This is a genomic window from uncultured Chryseobacterium sp., assembly GCF_913776365.1.
In the GTDB taxonomy this organism is placed as follows: domain Bacteria; phylum Bacteroidota; class Bacteroidia; order Flavobacteriales; family Weeksellaceae; genus Chryseobacterium.
Window position 1 is genome coordinate 1 of the sequence record NZ_CAJYMO010000055.1, and the last position, 4,200, is coordinate 4,200.

The 4,200-nt window shown below is 47.0% G+C and carries 3 protein-coding genes; 2 read left to right on the plus strand and 1 reads right to left on the minus strand.

The genetic code is table 11. The features are described 5' to 3' along the window. The coding region (locus tag QZ735_RS02950) for a TonB-dependent receptor (RefSeq protein WP_294243984.1) at positions 1-3,002 on the plus strand (3,002 nt) is incomplete at its 5' end. 261 nt (positions 3,003-3,263) lie between these two features. Further along, a complete protein-coding gene (locus QZ735_RS02955) occupies positions 3,264-3,830 on the plus strand; it encodes an OmpH family outer membrane protein (RefSeq protein WP_294243986.1) in 567 nt (188 codons plus the stop codon). Positions 3,831-3,927: 97 nt separating this feature from the next. On the opposite strand, the gene QZ735_RS02960 is transcribed toward QZ735_RS02955, so the two are convergent. Beyond that, a complete protein-coding gene (locus tag QZ735_RS02960) occupies positions 3,928-4,098 on the minus strand; it encodes a lmo0937 family membrane protein (RefSeq protein WP_294243988.1) in 171 nt (56 codons plus the stop codon). Positions 4,099-4,200 lie beyond the last annotated feature (102 nt).

A 4,200-nucleotide genomic window follows, 5' to 3' on the forward strand; every position in this document is an offset into this window, starting at 1 on the left:
ATAACCTCCAGCCCGGCGGGCCCTACAATATTGAGATTACAGACGGATCGAAAGTGGTGTATTCCAACAATAATATACAGCTTTCCCTGGGTAATAACGATCTTCCGGTAGTAGAGGCCGGAAATAAAGAAAAGATGATTGATGAGGTGAAGCTGACTTCCAAAAGAACGACGGCTGCCAAATTCGGTGTAGGCATCAGCCAGGCACAGATTTCCGGGCTCCCGAATATCAACCGAGGAATCCAGGATGTTACAAAGCTGGTTCCGCAAAGCGCCAACAATTCATTCAACGGAACCAATTTCAGATATAACAACGTGACTATTGACGGCTCCATCAACAATGACGCCATCGGCTTCAGCCCTTCACTGGGCGGCCAGACCGGAACATCAGGAATGCCGGGAAGCAGCACGCGTTCCAACTCCATCAGCCTGGATGCCATCCAGGACGTACAGGTTTATATTGCCCCTTATGACGTAAAACTCGGGAATTTCCTGGGCGGAAGCATCAACGCCGTTACCAGAAGCGGCAGTAATAACGTGGAAGGATCCCTTTATACTTATGGAAGGAATGCCGCCATTACCGGAAGCAACCGTGCTGGCGACGGCTCTAAAATGCCGCGTTCTTTCCAGGATTTTATTTACGGCGGAAGGGTAGGCCTTCCTGTAGTGCGGGATAAGGTTTTCCTGTTTACCAACATGGAATACACCAGGAGAACAGATCCCGTCTTCTACAATGCCGGAGACCAGGGTGCGCTGGTAGACGGCTCCACAGCGCAGCAGATCGCCGGGTTCGTACGGAACAAGTATGGGTTCGATACCGGAACCTTTAACCAGTACAGCAATTTCTCGGAAAGTGCCAAGCTGTTTAATAAACTGGATTGGAAAATCAGTGACCGGCATACGCTTTCCATTAAGAACAACACGGTCTTTTCCCAGGCTTCCAATCTCGAAAGGGACGGCGCCAACTTCCGTTTTTCCGGTATGGACTTTGTGCAGAAAAACAGCGCTTCCACTACCACGCTGGAACTGAAGAGCCGCTTCAACGACCGCTGGAACAACAATCTTGTTCTCGGCTATTCTTCAATCCATGACTATCGTGATCCGGTTTCCCGGAATGCCATGTTCCCACAGGTTGAAATTGCCTATAACGGAGGCACCATTCTTCTGGGCAATGACCGGGAAGCCACGGTTTTCAACATGAAACAGAAAACCTTTGAGATTACCGACAACCTTACCTATAAAGCCGGACATCATACTTTCCTCCTGGGAACGCATAATGAACTGTACAATATCGATTACGGATTTGTAAATGCGCTGAACGGAAGGATTTCCTATAAAAGCCTGACCGATTTCTACAATGCCAATCCGGCAAGGATCCGGGGAACCTATTCGCTGAACGGATCAGGAAGACAGAGCCTGTTTGACAACCCTTATGCCCATTACAAGGTGAATCTGCTGTCGATGTATTTCCAGGATGAAATCACCTGGGGAAGACTCAGACTGACACCCGGGATTCGGGTGGATTATACCGACCTGCCGGATAAACCGCTGCTGAGCCAGAAGGTAACGGCTTCTCCATCCGATCCTTATTACGGAAATACGTATACACACACGCCGCTGAGCCAGCTTACCAACCATTACCTGAACAAGCCTACGCTGTCGCCGAGACTGGGGTTCAACCTGGACCTTACCCAGGACCGCTCAGTGGTAATGCGGGGCGGATCGGGCATCTTTGTAGGAAGGATTCCTTTTGCATGGCTCGGATATGCTTACTACAATGACGGTGTCGGGTTCGGAAGCTATGATTACAATGCACCGACCGCTGCCCAACTGGCTGCCAACGGCGATCCGCTGGTAAGCACCAATTTCCCGAAGTGGCAGAATTCTTCCAAGGTCCAGGTAGACCTTATCGACAATAATTTTAAAATGCCAAAGGTATGGAGAAGCTCGCTGGGATTTGACTATACACTGTCAGGATACAAACTCACCCTGGAAGGCATCTATACCAAAGTGCTTTATGACCTGAAATTCCAGCAGGTGAACAAAACCGATAACGTAACTTATTACAGCTATGACACAAACCATGAAATGCCGGTCTATACCACCAACATCAACAGCAATTTTTCAAATGCTTACCTGCTTTCCAATACCAGGGAAGGCTACCGGTATAATCTGACAGCGCAGCTGGCAAAAGCCTACAGCTTCGGACTGAATTTCTTTGTGGCTTATACATACGGGGATGCCAAAGACATCACCAACGGGATCCGGAACTCCATGGAGAGCAACTGGCAGATGAACCAGTCGCTGACGCCGAATGATCCTAAGCTGACCACTTCCAACTTTGCCATCAAAAACAGGGTGGTTGCCAATCTGGGCTATTCCCTGAATTTATCTGACCTGAACAGACTATCTGCCAATATGTACTTCAACGCCCAGTCCGGGAATCCCTTCTCATGGGGTTTTGTAAACAGCACAATTGCCAATTCCGGGCAGGCTGCCGGCCTTGCCTACATCTTTAAAGATGCTGCTGAAGCGGCGAAATATATAGTGCCGGTCAAAGATGCTTCCGGAAACATCCTGGTTACTGCCGCACAACAGGTAGCCGATTACGAAAATTTCATTAACGGCAACGACTACCTGAAAAGCCGGCGGGGAACTTTTACAGAGAGAAACGGAGATCATACACCATGGAATATCCAGGCCGATTTCAGAATCATGGATGAAATCCGCCTGAGCCGGAAAAACAAAAATACCCTGCAGGTTTCCCTGAGCGTTATCAACGTGACCAATCTGCTGAATAAAGAATGGGGGAAGGTTTACTTCGTACCGAACACATTCAATTCTACAGCCGCTGTAGGCCTTACAAAGACAGGCAACATCGCTGCCGGCCAGCCTTCCGCGGGGGATCCTGTGTATAATTTCAGAACACCGGGACTGCCTTACACGGTAGATCAGTTCGCCTCAAGGTTCCAGGCACAGCTGGGGCTCAGGTATAACTTTTAACAATTAATTTTCTTTACATTTATTCTTTTGAAGAAGTCCGGACCGGTGCCGGGCTTCTTTTTTCAGCATATCTGGCAACTGCAGCATACCACCGGATTGTGGTCAGATCGTATGCCGGTTTTTTTCCTTTCATTAAAACTGACCTTCATTTACGCAATGTATACTTCTTTGCCTGTATCATCCTCTGATCCGTTATATTTAGTATATTTGCTGCCGCAAACTTATCTTGTTAACAAATTAAAATTAAAATTAAAATAAAAAATGAAAAAACTGATGATGACTTTTGCCGCAGCGGCCGGCCTCTTCCTGACTTCCAACCTGGCCAATGCCCAGCAGAAAATAGGCCATGTGAATTCAGATGAAATTTTTGCCGCACTTCCTGAAGCGAAAACCGCTGAGGCTTCCCTGGACGCTTTCACCAAAACCAAGCAGGGCGAAATCGAAAAAATGATTACATCATACCAGACCAAGCTGAAAGCTGCACAGGATAAGGAAAAAACGATAAGCGAAGCCAATAAGGAATCTGTCATCAAAGAGCTTACCGCAGCACAGACCGAACTTCAGATCCTGGGAAAAGATATTGAGGCATCCCGTACGAAAGCCGCACAGGAGGTTTCCAAAAAACAGTCTGAACTGTTCACACCGATCCAGAAGAAAGTAAGCACTACGATCTCAGCAGTAGCAAAAGAAAAAGGGCTGGCTTATGTATTTGATGTAGCCGCGTCCCTGGGCAATACCAATCTCGCTTATATCGACGGAGGAGAAGATATTACGCCAACGGTGAAAACCAAGCTGGGAGCAACCGCCACAAAACCGGCCGGAAAATAATAAAAAGCATTTCGGCACGATTTCCGAAAAAGCATATCAATGAAAATCCGGAAACAGCACTGCTGTTTCCGGATTTTATTTCTTATGAAGGGTTCTGTTAATCCAAAGGCCTTCTTCCTGTAATAAGATTGTATAAGATCACGATGATGGCAATTACCAGCAATACGTGAACCAGATATCCTGTACTCATTCCCGGAACAATACCGAGCATTCCTAATAGCCATACTACAATACAAATGACTGCGACTAACCATAATATACTTCTCATGACTCAAAAATTTTAATGTTGTTGATTAGTGTTATACACATATTGTGCCTTTTCTGCGAATGTGCATAAAAAACGAATACCACAGCTTATTCAGGCGCGTAC